Raw genomic sequence first — 21,510 nt, forward strand, 5'->3', positions numbered from 1 at the left:
CGTTATGGGCTATGACAGTGGGTGATTATAGCCTGACAAGGCAGCTTGGCGTGTTGGCAGTTGTCTGCAGCACGCTTGCGTCCAGCATCAGGCCGGGTACAGTGCGCCCAGGACTCTGAGCCCGGATGCGCCGGTAACTTCCGGCAGGTTGGCGGGTAGCCGGTGGCTAAAGCGCCAGGCCAGCCAGGCAAAGGCTGCGGCTTCCACCTGATTTACCGGCAGACCAAGCTCTGCCGTACTGCGGATGGCAATGCCGGGCATTTGTTGTTGCAGTGCCTGCATCAGCGCCAGATTCATCGCACCTCCACCGCACACGTAAACGCTGGCGGTGCCCGGGCAATGTCGCTGGATATCAAGGGCAATGCTGCGAGCGGTGAGTTGCAGCAAAGTGTGCTGCACATCCCGTGGCGGTATCGCTGGATATGCAGCCAACTGCTGATTAAGCCAGGTCATGCTGAACAGATCTCGGCCCGTGCTCTTGGGGGGGCGCTGCCGGAAGTAGTCATCGGCCAGCATTTGCTGTAGTAGTGCTTGATGCAGCAGGCCGCCAGCTGCCCAGTCACCATTGGCATCATAGGCAGCCCCGGTATGTTGCTGGCACCAGGCATCCAGCAACATATTGCCCGGCCCGCAATCAAATCCGCTTACCGGCAAAGCCTTGGCCAGGCGGGTAAGGTTGCTGATGCCTCCGATGTTCAGAATGACGCGGTTTTCGCTGTCGCTGGCGAAGATGTCCTGATGGAAGGCAGGAACCAGTGGTGCGCCGTGTCCACCAGCGGCTACGTCGCGACTGCGGAAGTCAGCTACCACGTCGATGCCGCAAAGCTCGGCCAGCAGGGCGTGGTTGCCAATCTGCAAGGTGTAACCAGCATGCGGGGCATGCCTGATGGTCTGGCCGTGGCAACCGATAGCCTTGATGGCAGATGTCGGCAGTGCGCAGCTGGCCAGCAACTGGGCTATTACCTCGGCGTAAAGCCGGGCCAGTGCATTGCCCAGTTGTGCTGCACGGTCTAGTTCGTTACTGTCCACTGATTGCAGCGCCAGCACCTGCTGTCGGATGCTGGACGGAAAGGGCAGAAAACGGTCTGCTTCTACATGCGGCCGACCTTGCTCATCCATCGCCAGCAAGACGGCATCCACACCATCCAGGCTGGTTCCAGACATCAATCCTATATAGCGTTCCGTCATTTTCCTACGTCTTTTCATGAATCCGGTTAAGCGATATCCGCCGGCAAGCCTCATGGCGCTGCCGGTTCCGGAGGGCGGCAAAACGTGCTCAGCTTGGCATTATGGCGCATGCAATGATCTTGCCATAGTCATATCGCATTGATGGTTGAGCAGCCGGTAAGTGCAATTTTGCGGTAAGGGCAGCAGTTTGCGATAATTCATCCCGCGATGCATGCCGGCGGCGGCATCGGAAGATACAGGGTTGGTGGAAGCTGATAGTGGACTGGCCAGTTTGGGCGAGGGGCATTGTCATAAGTTCCGCCAGCCGTACTTTTCAATCAAGGTGCTGATATCACCGTCTGTTCCTTGCCTGTTTGACTTTCACTCAATGAAGCTGACCTTGCTGTTGCCCGGCCTGAGCTGGCTGGATGCCCACGATGGGGCTGAAGTTTGTCGAGGCCTGGCTTTGCCAGCCCTTTCCATGTTGCTGGGACGTGGCCATATGCTGCGCCAGGCTCCGACACTCACTGCCTTGTACCAGCAAAGCCTTGGCTTGCACGGCAGCTGTGTCGCTACCAGTTATGCAGTGGCGGCTGGTCTGCCTGCTGGCCACTGGTTATTGGCAGATCCGGTTCATGTCCGTATCGACCGTGATCGCGCCCTGCTGGCAGATGTAGGCGTCATGCGCATAGCGCAGGATGAGGCAGATGCCCTGACTGCCAGCCTCAATCAGCACTTTGCCGAAGATGGCCTACGCTTTCACGCCCTCCAGCCGGGTCGCTGGCTGTTGCAGCTTTCCGATGCTGCCGGTGCGGTGTTTACCCCGCTGGCCGATGCGGTAGGGGAAAATGTCAACGAGCACCTGCCTGCCGGTAGAAATGGCCTGCACTGGAGCAAGCTACTGAATGAGATGCAGATGCTGCTATATATCCATGCGGTAAATGATGAGCGCGAGCTGCGTGGCGAACTGTCAGTCAACAGTGTGTGGCTGTGGGGAGAGGGCGAGCCGGCGCTGGAACCTGCCAATGTACCGCGCCCGGATCTGCTGCTTGCTGATGACGAACTGCTCAGACAGCAGGCAGCAGCCGTTGGCGTACCCACTGATTCCGCGCCCTATGATGTTGCCGGTTTGCTGGAGCAGATTGGTTCACCTGCCAATATCAGTCATACCCTGCTCGTGCAGGACAGCCTGCTGGCCGCCGCACAATATCGTGATGCCTGGGGCTGGCGCGAGCAATTGCAGCGCATGGAAAACGACTGGTTTGCGCCATTATTGCAGGCATTGAGACAGGGGCAGCTCAGCAGCCTGCGCCTGGCAAGTCATGGCCCCGCTGGCATTGATGTCAGCATCAGCCGCAAGGATCTGTGGAAATTCTGGCAGCGGTCACAGTCGCCGGCTGCCCTGTACTGAAAGTGATTATGTCGCGCATTGTTACCCGCAGCGTTCCTGCCGATTGCCATTCCACGCTGTTGGCGCAGGGTTTGAGTCCGCTAATGGCCCGCTTGTATGCCGCCCGTGGCATTACTGGCTCAGATGAGCTGGACTACGGTCTCAAGGCCTTGTTGCCATACGACAACATGAAAAATATTGAGGCAATGGCTTGTCGGCTGGCGGATGCCATTGCCGCCGGCCTGTGCATGCTGGTGGTGGCGGATTACGATGCCGACGGAGCTACAGCTTGCACGGTAGCGGTCAAGGGCTTGTCCATGCTGGGTGGGAAGGTGGACTTTATCGTCCCCAACCGTTTCGAGTACGGTTATGGATTGACCCCGGAAATTGTCGATCTGGCGGCGCAAGGCAAGCCGGACATCATCGTGACGGTGGATAACGGCATCGCCAGCGTGGCTGGCGTGGAACGCGCCCGCGAACTGGGCATCGAGGTATTGATTACCGACCACCACTTGCCGGGTGATGTGCTACCCCAGGCGCTGATCGTGAACCCGAACCAGCCAGGCTGCAGCTTCCCTTCAAAGAACCTGGCCGGCGTCGGGGTCATGTTTTATGTATTGCTGGCCTTGCGCGCGGAGCAGCGCCAGCGCGGCATCTATGCCGGCAAGGCCGAGCCCAATCTGGGCGAGTTACTGGACTACGTGGCACTGGGCACGGTTGCTGATGTGGTTCGGCTGGATCAGAACAACCGCATTCTGGTGGAAAACGGGCTGCGTCGCATGCGAGCAGGCCGCATGGCACCAGGTATTGCTGCACTGTTCCGCATTGCCGGACGTGCGCATTACAAAGCCAATGCTTTTGATCTGGGTTTCACCCTGGGGCCACGGCTGAATGCTGCCGGGCGGCTGGATGATATGAGCCTGGGCATTGCCTGCCTGCTGTCTGGAGATGAAGGCCAGGCCATGACGCTGGCGCAGGAGCTGGACCGGCTGAACCGCGAGCGGCGCGTTATAGAGCATGGCATGCAAGATGAGGCGCTCGCGGTACTTTCCAGCATCGACCCGGCGGACCGTCACACCCTGGCCTTGTTTAGAGATGACTGGCATCAGGGTGTGGTGGGTATTGTCGCCTCGCGGCTGAAGGAGCGCTTCCACCGGCCTTCAATCGTATTTGCCCCGGGTGATGCAGGGGAGATCAAGGGCTCTGGCCGCTCGATTCCCGGGTTCCATATGCGGGATGCGCTTGATCTGGTGTTCAAGCGCCACCCCGGCTTGATACTGAAGTTTGGCGGCCACGCCATGGCCGCGGGACTGACCTTATCCGCAGCCCGCTTTGCCGAATTCCAGCAGGCATTCGAGCAGGTGGGACGCGAGCTGCTGGATGAAAACCAGCTGACGCGCACAATCGAAACCGATGGCGGGCTGGATGCCAGGGATCTGCATCTGCCATTCGCCGAAGAGCTGGCGGCCGAGGTGTGGGGTCAGGGCTTTCCGGTACCGTATTTCCACGACCGTTTCGCCGTGATGAGTCAGCGCGTGGTGGGCGACAAGCATCTGAAGCTGCGCATTGCCAAGCAAGGCCAGGAGTTCGATGCCATGCTGTTCAATCAGGTGGACTGGCTGCCCGACAACATCAATGCGGTCTACCAGTTGGTTGCCAATGAATGGCAGGGCCGCAAGGAGCTGCAGATTTATCTGCAGCACTGGTCGGCAGCAGAGTGACGCAACCGGCTTATTGGTACAGCGGCTGGCCGATGGCCAGCTGATCTTCACCCGGCAAGACTGGTCGACCCAAGAGGCGAGTCTCAGCCTGCTAGCGTGTCACCCTCGCGCATGTCATTCCCCAGACCGATGGTGATGGAGGCAGGAGCTATCCTGCCGTATCATGTCGCAGGCCAGCAAAACCGGTACGCCCTCATTCTGGCCGGTAGCTAAGCTCTCATATCAGCCCCTGTGCCAACATGGCATCGGCCACTCTGACGAAGCCTGCAATATTGGCCCCGCGCACATAACTGATGCGCCCATCCTCCATGCGCCCATGGCTCACGCAGGCGTGATGGATGCCCTGCATGATGGCATGCAGCCGTGCATCCACTTCGCCATGGCTCCAGCTCAGTCGCGCTGCGTTCTGGCTCATTTCCAGACCCGATGTCGCCACGCCACCCGCATTACTGGCCTTGCCGGGCGCATACAGAATGCCGGCGTGTTCAAAAAGTTGTACCGCCTGTAGTGTAGAAGGCATGTTGGCACCTTCCGCTACGCAGCACACTCCGTTGGCAATCAACTGGCGGGCATCGCTTTCGTCCAGCTCATTCTGTGTGGCGCAGGGCAGGGCAACGTCCACCGGCACCTGCCATGGCCGCATCCCACGCAAAAAGGGTAGGCCAAGCCGCGCAGCGTAATCGCTGATGCGGCCGTAATGGCGATTCTTTACATCCATCAACTCCGCCAGCTTGGCCGGAGTGAAGCCTTGTTCATCCAGCACCGTGCCGCTGGAGTCTGATGCGGTCAGTACTTTGGCACCCAGTTCCATTGCCTTGGCAATGGCATATTGCGCCACATTGCCCGAGCCTGACACGCTGACGCGCATGCCTTCCAGCGACAGCCCGCGTGTTTTCAGCATTTCCTGAGCAAAATAGACGGTACCAAATCCGGTTGACTCCGGACGCATCAGAGATCCGCCGAAGCTCAAGCCCTTGCCGGTAAATACACAATCAGCCCTGTTGCCCAGTTTCTTGACCATGCCGGCCATATAGCCCACTTCACGTGCGCCGACACCGATATCGCCGGCAGGAATGTCGGTGTCAGAACCAATATGGCGCTGCAATTCACATGCAAATGCCTGGCAGAAGCGCATGACCTCGCTCGGACTTTTACCCTTGGGGTCAAAATCAGCACCGCCCTTTGCACCGCCCATTGGCAAGGTGGTGAGTGCGTTTTTCAGCGTCTGCTCAAAGGCAAGAAACTTCAGCACCGACAGGTTGACCGAAGGGTGAAAGCGGATGCCGCCCTTGTAAGGGCCAATGGCCATGCTGTGCTGAACCCGGTAGCCGCGATTGATCTGGACCCGCCCGTGATCATCTGTCCAGCAGATGCGAAACATGATGATGCGTTCAGGCTCGGCCAGCCTTTCCAGCAGGGCTTGCCCGGTGTAGTGTGCGTGCTGTTGCAAGAAAGGAGCGAGGCTGTCGAATACCTCGGTAACTGCCTGCAGATACTCAGCTTGGCCTGGGTTGCGCTGCTGCAGTTGATCAAGCAAGAGTGACATGTCGAACATGGCGATATCTTTGTGCGTTGGTCGATAGAGGCATGAGTGTAGCCAGCAACAACAGGCATGCATCCACCAGGCTGAGCGGGACGAGAAAATCGGAATTAGCCAATAGGAATGATGAAATTTCACCGCATGTTTTACGCCTTGCTGATCCGGGCCGGCAATAAGCTCTCATGAATATGTACAATTTCAAAAATCTCGACTATCCTCGGGAAATTGCTTACTTCTGGTGCAGACAATCATGATTGAACTGGCTGTGGCCATTCTGTTCAGTGGTGCCGCATGCTTTTTGCTAGCGCACTACCGGGCGCAGCGGCAGTACACGCAACATATCCAGCAATGCTTGCAGCGAGAAGCCAGCTTGCAGGCGCGGCTGGATGCGCTACAGGAAAATCTGCTAGCGCTGCATCAGCGGGAAAATCAGCAGCAACAGGAAAACTCCAGCCTGCGACATCAATTGGCCGAGTCGCAGCAGCAAACTGCCGCACACTGGGCCAGCCGTCAGGAGCAGTCACGTCAACTGGAACAGTCGCGTGTCGACATGCAGCAGCACGTTCAGCAATTGCAGCAGCAGGCTGGAGAGCTGATGCGACTGAGCGGGCGCGAGCAAGAACTGCAAACCCAGTTGCAGATGGAGCGGCAGCAGTCAGCGGAAAAACTGGCCCTGCTCAGCGAGGCGCGGGAAGTGCTGGGTAATCAGTTCAAAGCCTTGGCCAGCGATATTCTGGAAGAAAAATCCAGGAGATTTACCGAGCAGAACCAGCAAAATATCGGTGCCATGCTGGGGCCGCTGCACGAACGGATTCAAGGTTTTGGCAAGCTGGTGCAGGATACCTACGACAAGGATTCAAAAGAACGGCTGACGCTGGAGCAGGAATTGCGCCGGCTGCAGGAAATGAATACCCGGCTGAATCAGGACGCCATTGCACTGACTCAGGCCTTGACGGGTGCCAGCAGCAAGACCCAGGGTGGCTGGGGTGAAATGGTTCTGGAGAAAGTGCTGGAAACATCCGGGCTGACGCGTGATAGGGAATACCGGGTACAGGTGTCCGATGTACTGGAAACCGACGACGGTCTCAAGCGCTATCAGCCTGATGTGGTCATCGATCTGCCAGAAGGCAAGCAACTGGTTGTTGATTCCAAGGTCAGCCTGAATGCCTATGTGCGGCATGTCGGTGCCACTGACGAAGCCGCGCGCGAGCAGGCGCTCAAGGCGCACGTGGCAGCCATCCGCCAGCATATCCGCAGCCTGTCCGAAAAGCGCTACCAGGACCTGTACCGTCTCAATACCGTGGATTTCGTATTCATGTTCATTCCGGTTGAGCCTGCTTATCTGCTTGCCGTACAGCATGACATGAGCCTGTTCAATGAAGCGTTGGAACGTCGCATCATGATAGTCGGCCCCTCCACCTTGCTGGCTACCTTGCGCACGGTAGCCAGTATCTGGCGCTACGAATACCAGAATCAGAATGCACAGGAAATTGCCCGCCAGAGTGGTGCCATGTACGACAAGCTGGCTGGCTTTGTCGGCAATATGGAAAAGCTGGGCAAGCAGCTGGACAGCACCCGCGATGTTTTTGGCGATGCCATGCGCCAGCTCTCCAGCGGACGCGGCAATTTGTTGTCCAGTGCCGAACGCTTGCGCAAGATGGGTATCAAACACGGCAAGCAGCTGCCGGCACATCTGCTGACTGATGAGGCAGAGGAGGGTAGCGATGCCTGAGCCGCGGTCGGGGGGTGAAGTATTTCTGCCAAATGGTTAAGATAGCGCCGGTAAAACATGAAGCATGGTCGCAGCCTTGCGGCCTGCATAGCAAACAGGAGTATCAGTATGGTGTTCTTCAAGGTTCCGATGCGCAATTCCAGCGAATGGGAAAAAATGTACGACTTCATCGTGGTGGAGATGAAATCTGCCGATGAGCTGGATGATGTGCTGTCCGCCACGCTGTACGACGTATTTGGCGAATTTGACGACGAGCAGCCGGAACACTGGCAGCCACAACAGCTGACGCTGGAGCAGGCACTTGCATCCGGCTGGCCGATTTTCAGCTATGCCATGTACCAGCGTGAAAAAGACATCGCCTGATCGATCTGCTTGATATGTAAAAAAAGCCCTGATGAATCAGGGCTTTTTTTATGATCACCCATCAAGGGCAGGGGTTCGGAATGCGTGCGTGAATGGCTTCCAGTTGATGCAGAACGGTTTCATCCAGCTGGACATGGATACTGTCCAGGTTTTCCTGTAGCTGGGCGAGAGTGGTTGCGCCAATGATATTGCTGGTCACGAAAGGGCGGCTGTTGACAAAAGCCAGTGCCAGTTGAGCCGGACTCAAGCCATGATTGCGCGCCAGTTCGACATAGGCGCGGGTGGCGGTTTCAGCCGCTTCGCTGCTGTATCGGCTGAAGCGCTCAAACAAAGTCAGGCGAGCGGCAGCAGGGCGCTGGCCATCTAGGTATTTCCCGCTCAATACGCCAAACGCCAGTGGCGAATAGGCCAGCAAGCCTACATTTTCACGGCGACTGAATTCTGACAGACCAATTTCATACAGACGGTTGAGCAGGCTGTATGGATTCTGGATGCTGACTACCCGCGGCAAACCCAGGTTTTCGGATGCTTTCAGAAACTGCGCCACACCCCACGGGGTTTCATTGGACAGACCAATGGCACGGATTTTACCCGCCACGATAAATTCCTTGAGGATGGACAGCGTTTCCTCGATGGGCGTACTACCTGCAGGATCATCTTGCCAGGGGAAGCCCAGCGTGCCAAAGGTATTGGCCGTGCGGTCCGGCCAATGGAGCTGGTAGAGATCAAGATAATCCGTTTGCAAGCGCCGCAGGCTGTCGTCCAGTGCCTGAGCCAGGTTCTTGCGATCAAAATGTGGTTGGCCATCACGAAAATGGCTGGGGCGTTTCGGGTCGGTTGCCGGGCCGACAATTTTGCTGGCAAGAACGATACGGTCACGCTGGCCAGTTTTTTTCAGCCAGCTGCCAATATAGGACTCAGTCAGCCCCTGGGTTTCCGGACGCGGCGGCACCGGATACATCTCAGCGGCATCCAGCAGATTCACGCCATGTTCGAGAGCCAGGTCGATCTGGCTATGCGCCTCGGCCTCGGTATTCTGTTCCCCCCAGGTCATGGTGCCCAGGGCAATCACGCTCACCGACACATCAGTGTCGCCCAGCTTGCGATATTGCATGATTCTTGTCTTTCAATACGGTGGATGGGGTAGTACATGGTACTGATACGAACGATAACTGAGAAGCTATATATCGCCATATGTAAAGCACGGGTGGTGCTTACTTTAGTTCGCATAATATATATTATGTCAAATATCGCAATGATCACGGCAAGCCATTGAATGGTTAACAGAACTGCATTTGTGACAACAACCGCTCAATATTGCTCAGGCGGTACGGTATTCGATTCAATCCTGCTCAGTAGGACGCAAACCTTGCAGCATAAGCAGAGTCATCGTGTATTAGGCAGAACATGCAGAATCAAACAGCAAGACCATCTGATGTCTGCGGTCTGTGGTTTTTCCTTGCTGCCAAAGCGGCGAAACTACGGCTTACCGTGAACGATCTGCCGACAAGCGCTCCATGGCGGCTGAGACGGCCTGTCGATATGAAAGTGCCGGATTCTTGCGCTGCTCAAACTGTACCAGTCGCGTAGCACGTGCGGAGTCGCCCATGCAGGCCCTGACGAGGCCGCTGAAACCTGGCGATCCCAGCGATCCAGCCAGCAGAGCTGACCTTGCATGCCCTCGCTGTCGCCGTGCTGTAATCAGGTAAAACAGGACCCACACTGCGATAATGAGTAGAAAGAATAGCCAAGCTGAATGCATGTTCTGATTTGACCCTTATGGTTTGAGATAGCTGGAATCTACCCTCTTTGCTAGCCATGTTTGCTGATTCAATTAGAAGATCATGCTGGATGCGTAAGGTTCCTGAAGTAATGTATGCGCAGGTATTTTTGGCGTTATAATTCATCATTACCCACATAATGTTGATATTTATTTAAATGATTATTGATGAATGTGCTGTTTCTTGCCGCACTCCGGCTAAGTCTTGCTGGGGCTGGATATGAGTTTCCCTACTCTGACTTTCTTTCCCGGGCCTGAAGATGCGGATGCTACAGCTGTTGACTGGCAATGGAATCCGGCTGCCCACGGCTGGAATCGCCAGCACGGTCACTGCCTGATAGATGCTGGTTCGGATGTCGAGGCCGTGCGGACTTGGCTGAAAGAATATCGTGACCGCCCTCGTACGCTAGACTCATATCGCAAGGAGGCCGAGCGTTTCCTGTTGTGGTCGGCAATGAAGCGTGGCAAGAACCTGTCGGACATCAACCGGGATGATGTGCTGGAATATGGCTTGTTTCTGCGTAATCCGGATCTCAGCTGGTGCGGGCCAACCAGGCCACGCCAGCATCCTGAGTGGAAACCTTTTGCCAAGTGGTCTGACGGAAAACATGGTCTGGCCGCATCGTCCTGTGCCCAGGCGCATGTCATTTTGTCTAATCTGTTCAATTATCTGGTCGAGGCCGGTTATCTGAGTCGCAATCCCTTTGCACTCAAGCGCGGGCGCTCTGCGACAGCCCGTGCCATCCATGACGAGCGTCTGCTGGAAAAAGACACAATCGACTATCTGTTTTTGTGGCTGGAGTCCTTGCCGGCAGAAACAGTGCGCGAAAAGCAGCATGCTGAACGGACCTTGTGGATTGTCTCGCTGTATTACTACACCGCAGCTCGCTTGCGTGAGATTCCATCGGCGCGCATGGCTGATATCAGGCTGATTCGCGGCAACTGGTGGTTTCGGGTGATGGGTAAGGGAGAGAAAGAAGGCCTGGTACCGGTGCCGCAAGCTTTGCTAGAGGCAGTGCAGCGATATCGTCGCTTCCTGGGGCTGTCTCCCCTGCCCTCTCCTGGCGAAACCACTCCTCTGGTATGCAGTGTCTATGGGAAACTAAGTCCGATCAGTGCAGCATCCCTGCATAAGATCATCAAGGCTACCATGAAGGCGGCGGCAGATGATGCACGAACGGGCATGCGCCTGCAGATTGCGGCGAATCTTGAATATGCGACGACGCACTGGTTGCGCCACAGCTCGGCTTCGCATCAACTGGAAGCTGGCCTGCCCTTGCTGACTGTCAGTCAGAACTTGCGCCATGCGCAGATTGAAACCACACGTCGCTATCTGCACACCGAGGATGATGACCGGCACCAGGCCACGGTCAACTGGCGCGGCCCGCGCTCAGCCCTTGATGATGTCCAGTAGGCAAGTAGCAAAAGAAAAAGGCCCTGACGGGCCTTGGTGGTGCATGTGCGCACGTCAGACGCTCTCTACATTGCTCTGCACTTCGCTCTCGCTAAGGATTTCCTGCGCCCAAACCACGGCTTCCATATAAACGCTGTTGACCTGATCAAGATCCACAGACATTGCTTCCGCTAGCAGGGTGATCGTGTCGTTGTCGTCCTGCTCGCAGGCCTGGGCCAGTTGTAGTGGCATGGCGAACAGGCCTTTGTTGTGTAGCAGCGCATCGGAAATCATGAAGGGCAGATCAAGCGGCTCCAGCGCTTCAGCCAGCGGCATGCTGAGCAAGTCGCCAAGCAGAGAGAACATGCCGGTGAGAAACAGGTGCTCGGCTTCCAGCTTGTTGCCCCGAATGATGCCAAGCTCTTCCATGAAGTGCGCACGTATCAGCGACTTTTCCAGCAGGGACAGTGTGGCTCCGCTTTCGTTTTCCGAGGTAAACAGCAACAACGACAGCCATTTGAACAAGGCGCTGCGCCCCAGCAGCATCAGGCCATCCTCGATAGTCTGGATCTTGCGTGACAAGCCGTTGACCGGAGAGTTGACGAAGCGCAGTAACTTGAACAGTAACAGTGAGTCCAGTTTGAACTGAGCCTCTATCTCCGTAGTAGGTGCATTGGCGCGCAACAGGCGCATGATTTCCAGCACCCGTCCCTGATTGGCTCCTTCTTTCTGGCTGACCCTGGTTTGCGCGACAGAAAGATAAGAGCCATGAAGCAAGGCAAAGCGGTCACTGTCCTGGGCCCGACGGCATAGGGCCAGCTCTTCTGCCGTATTGATATTGCGTGCCAGCCAGCGGATATGGGGGTAGCGTTGTGGTAATTGTTCCAGCAGCGGGAATAACGCCCGGGTATTGGGTGCGGCAAAGTCCAGCACCAGGTAATCCATACGCTGATACAGTGCAAGTGCGGCCGGGCTGCTACCATAGCGCGCCGGCTCTACCGCAAAGCGCAAACCGGCACTGCGCAGGGCATCCAGCTGCGGCAGCAAATCCTCGGTCAGTTGTTCGCCTTCCAGTAGATCCAGCTGATAAATGGTGCTGCTGGCAGGCAATTCCTGCGCCAGCAGATCATCTAGCGAAGCCAGGGAAACATGAATGAATGCCCGGCGAAACGTCAGCAGGCGAAAGATGTTCATGTTTTTCAGCGTACTGAACAACAGGCGGTCGAAGGTACGGCGATTGGCGGAGTTTCGATTGCCGCTGACGCTATCCTTGACGGTGAACTCGTAAGCGACAATACGTTGCGATTTATCCTGGATAGGCTGGTGGGAAACAAAACCCAGGGTCTGAGGCAGATCCAGCGGTGCGCTGCGGGAGAGGTGATCATCAATTACCGGCGGCGCAACCGGCGCCTCCACGACAGTTGTTGCTGCCTGCTCACCCCGATTGAGCAGTCCGCCAAGTATTTTTTTTAACATGCTTCACTCTCTGACTTGCTGACGTGTACTGGTTGCAAACTGGCCTTAAAGGCAGCTACGCCCTGATCATGACAGTGTAGTCAGTAATGTAGCTGGCGGACAATCGCATCTGCAGCCCACAGGCGATTATTTACAGTAGACAACCCTTCTTGTTGATGCGGCTCAAACTACCGGCAGCCAGCATTGGTCAACAAAAACACCGGCAAAAAAAGGCGTGAGCAGGCGTTCGGCATCGTTCTCAAGATTGACCACCTGCGGGCTGAGCAGCCAGCTGTCCACCAGGCCACAAATCATCGAGTGCAGACAGCCTGAAGCACAGTGCAGATTGAGACCGGGGCGCACCTGCCCCATTTCGGCGGCCTGTTCGAGGATGGCCTGCAGATTGCCCAGTTTTTCCATCAGCCAGGTGCGATCCATCAGATGGGAGTTCTTCATCTCCCCTACATACTCGCAGCGCAGGTTGATGATGCCGACAACCCGGGCAATGCGTGGAGTGGTGGTAACCAGCCGCAGTACGCCGCAACTGTGTTGCCACAAGCGTTGTGCCGGGCTGAGGCCTGGGCTGTGGCCTTCTTCCAGCAACACTTTCATCATTTCTTCAAATGGCGGAAAGGCGCGGTCGCACATGGCATTGAACAGGTCAGCCTTGTTGTCGAAGTGCCAGTAAATGGCTCCTCGGGTGAGTCCTGCATGTTCGGCTATGCCGGCCAGCGTGGTTTTACTGACGCCCTGCTCCCAAAACAGATGCTCTGCAGCATCCAGCAGCAGGTGACGCGTCTTGTCAGCTTCTTCTTTAGTCTTGCGTGCCATCGTGTCATCAATCCGGAAAGATGGCCGGATACATTGCCCGGCCATTCAGATAGGCCGGCATTATTGCACGCGCAGTGCAAGCTTGCCGGCCTGCAGTGGTTTAGCTGCCTTGCTTGTCCTGCTCTAGCGGCTGCCAGCCACCACCTAACACCTTGTACAGGGTTACCAGATTGGATGCCTGCGACAGCTGGGTGCTGATGAGGTTTTGCTGGGCCGAGTACAGGGTGCGTTGCGCCACCAGCAGCGTCAGATAGCTGTCGACACCCACCTTGAAGCGGGCCTCGGACAGCTGCAGGCTGCGCTGGCTGGAGTTGACCAGCGCCTGCTGCGCCCGTAGCTGGGTACCGACGGTGCCACGCACTGCCAAGGCATCCGAGACTTCGCGGAAGGCGGTCTGGATGGCTTTTTCGTACTTGGCCACCGTGATGTCACGCGCCACCTTGGCCGATTCCAGATTGGCACTCAGGCTGCCGGCATTGAAGATGGGCAGATTGATGGACGGGCTGAAGCTCCAGGCGCCGCTGCCGGCCTTGAACAGATCCGACAGATTGCTGGAACTGGCCCCGGCACTGGCGGTAAGGCTGATGCTGGGGAAGAACTTGGCCCGTGCAGCACCAATATTGGCATTGGCAGCCTTCAGGTCGTGTTCGGCCGCCTGTACGTCCGGGCGACGTTGCAGCAGCTCGGAAGGCAGGCCGGCTGGAAGATCCGCCAGCTTGCCCTGCGTAGACAGCGTCCCTCCCTTCAGGATGTCATCCGGCACCGCGGCACCCACCAGCAGGGTCAGTGCGTTCTCATCCTGCGCTACCTGGCTGACATAGCCAGCCTGATCGGACAGTGCCGATTGCACGGTGGTTTCGGCATCGCTCAGGTCAAGCTCGGTGGCGGCACCCACTTCCAGCTTGCGCCGCGTCAGCTCAAGTGAAGCCTGCTGCGACTTGACGGTTTCGTCCGCTACCTTCAGGTGCTGGCGATCGGCCAGCAGCGTCAGGTAGGCATTGGCCACTTCGGCTACCAATGAAATCTGCGTGCTGCGGCGGGTTTCTTCCAGCGAGAAGTAGTTTTCCAGTGCCTGTTGCTTCAGGCTGGACAAGCGGCCAAACACATCCAGCTCGTAAGCACTGAAACCGATGCCTGCGCTGTAGCTGTGGCTGATATAGGCGCTGCCGGTGGTGCTGGAATTGGCCGATACGCGCTGATTGGTACCGCTGCCGCTGGCGCTGATGGACGGAAACAGGTCTGCCTTGGTGATCTGGTACTGCGCTCGCGCAGTTTCGATATTCAGGGCCGCCACGCGCAGGTCGCGGTTGTTTTCCAGGGTCAGGCGAATCAGCTGCTGCATGGCCGGGTCGGTGAAAAATTGCTGCCAGGCCAGTTGTTGTGCCGCGGTGCTGCCAGCCTTGTCTGCCGGCACCCCCTGATAGGCTGGGCCGGTCGGCCACTGCGCAGCCACCGGAGAAGCTGGCTGCTGGTAAACCGGAATCAGCGAGCAGCCGGCCAGTGCGCTGGCCAATATGCTCAGACTAAAAATCTTGATGAGTCGGGACATTACAGGCCCTCCTTGCTGATGCCATGCATGTCGTCGGCCAGCTTTTTCGGCGGGAAACGACGGCGGACGACCACGAAGAATACCGGGACCAGGAAAATCGCCAGTACGGTGGCGGAAATCATGCCGCCCATCACGCCGGTACCGATGGCGTTTTGGCTGCCAGAACCGGCACCATGGCTGATTACCAGCGGCAGAATACCCAGGATGAAGGCCAGCGAGGTCATCAGAATGGGGCGCAAACGCATGCGCACCGCCTCCATGGTGGCCGCGATCAGCTCCTTGCCGTGTTCCTGTTGTTCCTTGGCAAATTCCACAATCAGGATGGCGTTTTTGGACGCCAGGCCGATGGTGGTCAGCAAGCCAACCTGGAAGTACACGTCATTGGACAGGCCGCGCAGGCTGGCTGCCAGCAAGGCGCCAATCACCCCCAGTGGCACCACCATCATCACCGAGAACGGAATCGACCAGCTTTCATACAGCGCAGCCAGGCACAGGAACACGATCAGCAGCGAAATGGCGTACAGCGCCGGTGCTTGCGAGCCGGATAGACGCTCTTCATACGACAGACCGGTCCATTCGTAGCCAATACCTGCCGGTAGTTGCTTGATCAGGCTCTCCATTTCGGTCATGGCAGTACCGGTACTTACCCCGGCGGCAGGGGAACCCTGGATTTCCACCGAAGACTGGCCGTTATAGCGTTCCAGTCGCGGCGAGCCGAAGCCCCAGTGCGAGCTGGCAAAGGCCGAGAACGGCACCATGGTGCCCGTGGTGTTGCGTACATACCAGTTGGCCAGATCTTCCGGCGACATGCGGAATGGCGCATCACCCTGCAGATACACCTTCTTGATGCGGCCACGGTCGATGAAGTCATTGACGTAGCTGGAGCCGATGGCCGTACTCAGGGTGGTGTTGATGTCGGACACCGACACTCCCAGCGCATTGGCCTTTTCATGATCCACATCCAGCAGGTATTGCGGGTTGTCACTCAGGCCGTTTGGACGCACGCCAGTCAGCAGCGGGTTCTTGGCTGCCATGCCCAGCAACTGGTTGCGCGCAGCCATCAGCTTGTCGTGGCCCAGGCCAGCGCGGTCCTGCAGTTGCAGGTCGAAACCGGAGGCATTGCCCAGCTCCATTACAGCTGGCGGGGCGAAGGCAAAGATCATCGCGTCGCGAATCTGGCTGAATGCACCCATGGCGCGGCCGGCTACTGCTTTCACGGTCAGGTCGGGGCTGTTGCGCTGATCCCACGGCTTGAGCTGCACAAAACCCAGACCCATGTTCTGGCCACTGCCGGCAAAGCCGAAGCCGGATACGGTAAACAGCGAGCTGACAGCCGGATCGCCCAGGAAGTGCTTTTGTACTTGCAGCAGAGCGGCATCGGTACGTTCCTGGGTGGCGCCCGGCGGCAGTTGCACCTGGGTGAACAGGATGCCCTGGTCTTCTTCCGGCAGGAAGGAAGTGGGCAGGCGCATGAACAATACCGCCATGGCGATGATGATGCCGGCGTAGATCACCATATAGCGCAGGCTCTTGGTCAGCATGCGCGATACGATGCCCTGATAGCGTTCGTTATTGCGGTCAAACGTACGGTTGAACCAGCCGAAAATGCCGGTGTATTCATGACCGACGCCATGGCCCTTCTCCACCGGCTTGAGCAAGGTAGCGCACAGGGCGGGGGTCAGCACCAGGGCCACCAGTACTGACAGCGCCATGGAGGACACCACGGTGATGGAGAACTGACGGTAGATCACCCCGGTAGAGCCGCCAAAGAAGGCCATCGGCACGAATACTGCCGCCAGCACCAGCGCAATGCCGATCAGCGCACCGGTAATCTGGCCCATGGATTTGCGGGTGGCCTCGCGCGGTGGCAGGCCCTCCTCGCTCATCACCCGTTCCACGTTTTCCACCACCACGATGGCATCATCCACCAGCAAGCCGATGGCCAGCACCAGACCGAACATGGTCAGTGTGTTGATGGAGAAACCGGTGGCGGCCATCACGCCAAAGGTACCCAGCAGCACCACCGGAACGGCAATGGTGGGAATCAGCGTGGCGCGGAAGTTTTGCAGGAAAACATACATCACCACAAACACCAGGCCAATGGCTTCGATCAGCGTCTTGACCACTTCCTCGATGGAGATCTTCACGAAGGGGGTGGTGTCATACGGGTAAACCGCCTTCACACCCTTGGGGAAGTAGGACGACAGCTCGGTCACCTTGTTGCGCACGGCTTGGGCGGTATCCAGCGCATTGGCACCACTGGCCAGCTTGATGGCCACGCCGGTGGCTGGCTTGCCATTGAACAGCGCCTTGGTGCGGTAGGTTTCCGCGCCCAGCTCGATACGCGCCACGTCCTTCAGCAGCACGCGCGAGCCGTTGGTATTTACCTTCAGCAGGATCTTGCCAAACTGCTCCGCACTGGACAGACGGGTCTGCGCCACGATGGTTGCGTTCAGCTGCTGACCCGGCTTGGCCGGCAGGCCGCCCAGTTGGCCGGCAGATACCTGGGCATTCTGCGCGGTAATGGCAGTGGATACGTCCGAGGCAGTCAGCTGGTAGCTGTTGAGCTTGTTCGGGTCCAGCCACACGCGCATGGCGTATTGCGAGCCGAACAGCGTCACCTCACCCACGCCATTTACCCGGCTGAGCGAATCCTGCAGGTTGCTGGAGACATAGTCACCCAGATCGGTGCCGTTCATGCTGCCGTCTTCGGAGACGAAACCCACCACCATCAGGAAGTTACGCGCCGACTTGGTGACGGTAATACCCTGCTGCTGAACTACGGTGGGCAGCGATGCGGTTGCCGATTGCAGCTTGTTTTGCACCTGCACCTGGGCCGTGTCCGGATTGGTGCCGGCATCAAACGTCATGGTAATGGTGACGGCACCGGTGTCGTCACTGGTGGAGCTCATATAGCGCAGGTGATCGATACCCTGCATTTTCTGTTCGATCACCTGTGTGACACTGTCTTCCACCGTTTTGGCCGAAGCACCCGGGTAAGTGGCGTTAATGGCGATCTGCGGCGGTGCAATGGCCGGATACTGGGATATCGGCAGGCTGCGGATCGACAACAAACCCGCCAGCATGATCACGATGGCGATCACCCAGGCAAAGATTGGCCGGTCGATAAAAAATTTGGACATGAATCTTTTCCTGGTTTACTTGGCGGCGGAGGCGTTGGTCTTCAGTGCTTCGGGTTTGACAGTGGCACCGTCCTGCACTTTCATCAGCCCCTCTACCACAATGCGCTCACCCCCTTGCAGGCCGCCATCCACCAGCCATTTATCACCAATGGTCTGACTTACCTTGATGGTGCGGGCATGTACCTTGTCGGTCTGATCAACCACCATCACGATGGCATCACCCTTCTGGTTGCGACTGACTGCAGGCTGCGGCACCAGCAGTGCGTTATGACGCAAACCCTGCTCCAGCCGAGCGCGTACAAACATGCCAGGTAGCAGCTCGCTATTGGGATTGTCGAATACGGCACGCAGGGTAACCATGCCGGTGGTGGAATCTACGGTGATATCGGAGAACTGCAGCTCGCCGGTCTTGGCGTATTCGCTGCCATCTTCCAGGATCAGCTTCACCTTGGCCTTGCCCTGCTGGTTTTGCAGTGCGCCCTTGGCAAAATCGCGGCGCAGATGCAGCAAGTCGGTACTGGACTGGGTCATGTCCACATAGGCAGTCGACAGTTGCTGCACGGTAGCTAGTGCAGTGGTCTGGCTGGCGGTTACCAGCGCACCGGCGGTTACACTGGATTTGCCAATGCGTCCGCTTACCGGGGCGGTGATACGGGTGTAGGCCAAATTGATGCGGGCGGTTTCCACCGCTGCCTTGGCGGTAGCCAGATCGGCACGCGCCTGCAGCAGCGAAGCACGGGCGTCGTCATTATCCTGGCTGCTGATGGCCTTGATTTCCGCCAGCTGTGCATAACGCTTGGCTTTCAGCTCGGCTGAGGTCAGCGTGGCTTCGGCCTTGGCCTGACTTGCCTGTGCCGACTGATAGGTGGCCTGATAGCTGTCGGGATTGATCTGATACAGCACCTGGCCGGCCTTGACATCACTGCCCTCTGTAAACAGGCGCTTCTGGATGATGCCGCCTACTTGTGGGCGGATTTCGGCCATGGTGAAGGCGGAAATACGGGCTGGCAGCTCACGGCTGATTACCGTGTCTTGTGGTTGCAGAGTCAATACGCCAACACTGGCTGGGCCGGGTGCCGGCATGGCGGCATTTTGCGACTGGCCGCAACTGCTCAGTGTGGCAGTCAGGAGCAAAGCGGCAACAGCCTTGAGCGCGGGTGAAGCTTGCTTGATGTGCATAAACATTCCAGAACTTGATTTTATGGGAACTGCGCTGAGCCAGTGCAAGGCTGCTCATCGGGCAGTGCGGCTATTTTAAATACATACGCGCTTGTATGCTTGACTTTTTATCGGTAAAGACTGGTAAAGCATAGTCAACTTCCCAGCTGTGTTACGGAATGTACTGAAACTATGTGTATCAATTAATCGAACAATAAATTTATCTATTAACAAGTATTAACAATAATGACATTTCCACCACACTAAGTAGGTTTACTTAGTATTTTTTCGTGCAAATTACGTCTTAGCACTAGTCAGGAAGAATCCAGACGATAAGATGAAATTGTCAGACGGCAGTGAGTCGGCCAGTACAGACTGGCTACCACGATCCGGCCGGGCAAGCGCACAAGCGTTGAGGAGCGCGCGCCATAGTTAAGAACAGCATCGGGGAAGGTGCTTATAGGCGGGAGCAAGCAGGGGAAGTGTCGGGCCAAGTGTGCCGGGCTTTGGGTGGGACCTGGCCTGGAATGCAAGAGGCCGGAAATACAATAAAAGCCAAGAAGCAGATGTTAACGGGGAGTACTCACAAGGCCGCTGCAGCGGCCTTGTTCTTTTATTGCAACGCCAGGCTGGCTACTTCAGGTAAACATCCTCGAAGGCAAATGAACCATTCGGATTCATGACAAAGCCCTGTACGTCCTTGCGCATCGGAATGTAAATCCGCGAATGTGCAATGGTGATCCACGGCCGTTCGCGTTTGAAGATTTCCTGGGCCTGCATGTAGTAGGCGGCCCGCTGCTTGCGATCGCTGGTCTGGCGGGCTTTTAGCAGCAACTGGTCAAAGCCGGGATTGCAGAAACGCTGCCCCTGCTTGCTGACAGCGCAAGACAGCGAGGTAGACAGAAAGTCATCCGGATCGCCCGAGTCACTGGTGACGCCACTCATGTAGACATCATGCTCGCCCTGCCCCGCCCGGCGCAGATATTCACCCCACTCATAGCTTTGTATGTTGGCCTTGACGCCGATTTTTGCCCAGTCCTGCTGAATCATCTGCGCCATCAGCTTGCCATTGGGATTGGTTGGCCGCTGCACAGGCAATGCCCACAAGATGATATCGAAGCCTTTGGGATAGCCGGCCTTTGCCAGCAACTGACGCGCCCTGGCCGGATTATATTCGTTGCGGTTGCGGCTATTCCAGCCCCACACCGTGGGCGGAAAGGGGTTGATGGCCTGGATGGCACCCCCTTTGGGAAACATCGCCTTGAACAGCGTGTCGCGGTCGATGGCAATATCCAGCGCAGTGCGGACATCACGATTAGCCAGTTGCGACCGTTTCAGATTAAACGCCAGGTAGGAAATGTTCATGGCCCCGGTGCTGACCACCTTGAGCGCCGGATCGGCCTGCAGGCCGTCCAGATCAGCTTCGCGCACGGCGGCCGCCAGCTGGCATTCATTGCCTTTGAGCTTCTGGATGCGCACCTGTGGATCAGTCACGATGGCAAAAATCAGGCTGCGCGTTTGCTGCGAATGCCCCCAATACGATGGGTTGGCTACAAAGCGCACAGCCGAGTCCTTGGCATAACTCTTGAACTGATAAGGTCCGGTTCCAACAGGAAACTGGTTGATGTCGGATGACCGGTGTTGCTGCAAAAGTTGGTCTGCATACTCGGCCGACTGCATGCCGGCAAAGCCCATTGCCAGAAAGCTCAGAAAAGTGGCATTACGTTCTTTCAGGCGGATTCTGACCGTGTAGGGATCCAGCTTTTCAATTCCTTGCACCGACAGGGACAGGCCAGAGTTGGCAGGCCCCAGCAGCTGGGTTTTGAATGCCCGATTGAATGGGGCGTCAGGATCAATCCAGCGCCTGACAGTAAATATTACATCGTCGGCATTGAACTGCCGGCCGGGCTTGAAATAATCAGTGGTCTGGAAATTGACACCCTTGCGTAAGTGAAAGGTGTAACTCAGGCCGTCGGGAGATAGCTCCCACTTGCTGGCGAGGGACGGCACAATATCGCTGCCACCACGTTTGAAGGCGACCAGGCCCTGAAATATCTGGCGCGTGACGTTGTAGGTACTGGCGCTGTCCCATAAAGCAGGGTCAAAGCCCTCCGGTGCCGTTTCGGCACAGAAAACCAAGGGGCGTGCGGCAAGGCACGGCAGCGACAGGCTGGTCAGCATGGCCGCAAGCAAAAGACGGGGCGGTTTCATTTTTTATTCTCCGGACGGCATTGCATGAAGAAGACCGGGTGGCGCAGCAAGGGTGGCAGAACATGATCATAGGGCAA

14 protein-coding genes are annotated in these 21,510 nt (G+C 57.2%); 5 read left to right on the forward strand and 9 right to left on the reverse strand.

Annotation, left to right across the window (positions count from 1 at the left end):
* Window positions 1–87: 87 nt before the first annotated feature.
* Complete coding sequence (locus GSR16_RS09315; RefSeq protein WP_338024040.1) at window positions 88–1,164, reverse strand: anhydro-N-acetylmuramic acid kinase; 1,077 nt, start codon at window positions 1,162–1,164, stop codon at window positions 88–90.
* Window positions 1,165–1,555: 391 nt separating this feature from the next.
* Between GSR16_RS09315 and GSR16_RS09320 the strand changes: the two genes are divergently transcribed.
* On the forward strand, window positions 1,556–2,578 hold the full coding sequence (locus GSR16_RS09320; RefSeq protein WP_159876728.1) for a hypothetical protein: 1,023 nt from the start codon (window positions 1,556–1,558) through the stop codon (window positions 2,576–2,578).
* Window positions 2,579–2,583: 5 nt separating this feature from the next.
* On the forward strand, window positions 2,584–4,278 hold the full coding sequence (gene recJ, locus GSR16_RS09325) for a single-stranded-DNA-specific exonuclease RecJ (RefSeq protein WP_205677564.1): 1,695 nt from the start codon (window positions 2,584–2,586) through the stop codon (window positions 4,276–4,278).
* A 217-nt stretch (window positions 4,279–4,495) separates the two neighbouring features.
* On the opposite strand, the gene gdhA is transcribed toward recJ, so the two are convergent.
* Entirely contained in the window at window positions 4,496–5,833 is a 1,338-nt protein-coding gene (gdhA, locus tag GSR16_RS09330) for an NADP-specific glutamate dehydrogenase (protein ID WP_159876732.1), read from the reverse strand.
* Window positions 5,834–6,068: 235 nt separating this feature from the next.
* Here gdhA and GSR16_RS09335 point away from each other — a divergent pair, with 235 nt between their 5' ends.
* Both GSR16_RS09335 and GSR16_RS09340 read left to right on the forward strand, forming a co-directional pair.
* Window positions 6,069–7,550 carry a DNA recombination protein RmuC gene (locus GSR16_RS09335; protein ID WP_159876734.1) on the forward strand — a complete coding sequence of 494 codons (1,482 nt, stop codon included), beginning with the start codon at window positions 6,069–6,071 and terminating at the stop codon, window positions 7,548–7,550.
* A gap of 108 nt (window positions 7,551–7,658) precedes the next feature.
* A complete protein-coding gene (locus GSR16_RS09340; protein ID WP_159876736.1) occupies window positions 7,659–7,913 on the forward strand; it encodes a hypothetical protein in 255 nt (84 codons plus the stop codon).
* A gap of 61 nt (window positions 7,914–7,974) precedes the next feature.
* Here GSR16_RS09340 and GSR16_RS09345 read toward each other — a convergent pair whose 3' ends face one another.
* A complete protein-coding gene (locus GSR16_RS09345; protein ID WP_159876738.1) occupies window positions 7,975–9,027 on the reverse strand; it encodes an NADP(H)-dependent aldo-keto reductase in 1,053 nt (350 codons plus the stop codon).
* A gap of 886 nt (window positions 9,028–9,913) precedes the next feature.
* Here GSR16_RS09345 and GSR16_RS09350 point away from each other — a divergent pair.
* Window positions 9,914–11,107 carry a tyrosine-type recombinase/integrase gene (locus GSR16_RS09350; protein WP_159876740.1) on the forward strand — a complete coding sequence of 398 codons (1,194 nt, stop codon included), beginning with the start codon at window positions 9,914–9,916 and terminating at the stop codon, window positions 11,105–11,107.
* A 54-nt stretch (window positions 11,108–11,161) separates the two neighbouring features.
* Here the strand turns inward: GSR16_RS09350 and GSR16_RS09355 are convergent, their stop codons facing one another.
* The 6 genes from GSR16_RS09355 to GSR16_RS09380 all read right to left on the reverse strand — a co-directional run bounded on the left by GSR16_RS09355 (window position 11,162) and on the right by GSR16_RS09380 (window position 21,433).
* Window positions 11,162–12,562 (reverse strand): EAL and HDOD domain-containing protein, encoded by a 1,401-nt coding sequence (locus GSR16_RS09355; protein ID WP_159876742.1) that lies wholly within the window; start codon window positions 12,560–12,562, stop codon window positions 11,162–11,164.
* A 162-nt stretch (window positions 12,563–12,724) separates the two neighbouring features.
* Window positions 12,725–13,372 carry a TetR family transcriptional regulator gene (locus GSR16_RS09360; protein WP_159876744.1) on the reverse strand — a complete coding sequence of 216 codons (648 nt, stop codon included), beginning with the start codon at window positions 13,370–13,372 and terminating at the stop codon, window positions 12,725–12,727.
* A gap of 100 nt (window positions 13,373–13,472) precedes the next feature.
* On the reverse strand, window positions 13,473–14,921 hold the full coding sequence (adeC, locus tag GSR16_RS09365; protein WP_159876746.1) for an AdeC/AdeK/OprM family multidrug efflux complex outer membrane factor: 1,449 nt from the start codon (window positions 14,919–14,921) through the stop codon (window positions 13,473–13,475).
* A complete protein-coding gene (locus GSR16_RS09370; protein WP_159876748.1) occupies window positions 14,921–18,064 on the reverse strand; it encodes an efflux RND transporter permease subunit in 3,144 nt (1,047 codons plus the stop codon). Before GSR16_RS09370 ends, adeC begins: the two co-directional genes overlap by 1 nt.
* 15 nt (window positions 18,065–18,079) lie before the next feature.
* Window positions 18,080–19,243 (reverse strand): efflux RND transporter periplasmic adaptor subunit, encoded by a 1,164-nt coding sequence (locus tag GSR16_RS09375; RefSeq protein ID WP_159876750.1) that lies wholly within the window; start codon window positions 19,241–19,243, stop codon window positions 18,080–18,082.
* A 612-nt stretch (window positions 19,244–19,855) separates the two neighbouring features.
* Window positions 19,856–21,433 (reverse strand): ABC transporter substrate-binding protein, encoded by a 1,578-nt coding sequence (locus tag GSR16_RS09380; RefSeq protein WP_159876752.1) that lies wholly within the window; start codon window positions 21,431–21,433, stop codon window positions 19,856–19,858.
* Window positions 21,434–21,510 lie beyond the last annotated feature (77 nt).

Origin of the sequence: Aquitalea denitrificans, assembly GCF_009856625.1 — a bacterium.
GTDB classification, from domain to species: domain Bacteria; phylum Pseudomonadota; class Gammaproteobacteria; order Burkholderiales; family Chromobacteriaceae; genus Aquitalea; species Aquitalea denitrificans.